This window comes from Roseomonas acroporae (assembly GCF_023223525.1).
Taxonomy (GTDB): Bacteria; Pseudomonadota; Alphaproteobacteria; order Acetobacterales; family Acetobacteraceae; genus Roseomonas_E; species Roseomonas_E acroporae.
On record NZ_JALPRX010000208.1, the window covers coordinates 1 to 343 of the forward strand.

1 protein-coding gene is annotated in these 343 nt (G+C 60.1%); it reads left to right on the plus strand.

Going from position 1 to position 343, the window contains the following annotated elements:
* The coding region (locus tag M0638_RS27945; protein ID WP_248670230.1) for a hypothetical protein at positions 1 to 343 on the plus strand (343 nt) is incomplete at both ends.

The window sequence follows — 343 nt, forward strand, 5'->3', positions numbered from 1 at the left end:
GTTCTGGCACCTCTCTGACTTCCAGGACAGCGTCAATGAGATCGACACGAACGACAAATTCGGCCTGGACTACCGCACGTCGAACCAGGGCTTCATCTATCGCCACACGGATGGCAGCACCAAGGATTTCGGCGGCGAGAAGGCGGACCTCGAATGGCCGAACCGCTGGCGCTGGTACGCGACCGACTTCGGGCCGGACTTCATGATCTTCTACATCGGCTTCGGTGACGACCTCTCCAGCGCGGTCTGCACGCAGTGGCGCGAGACGCCCGAGAGCTACAAGACGACGACCTTCTACTCGATCTTCGACTACACGATGACCAACAACCCGTCGAACGACGCG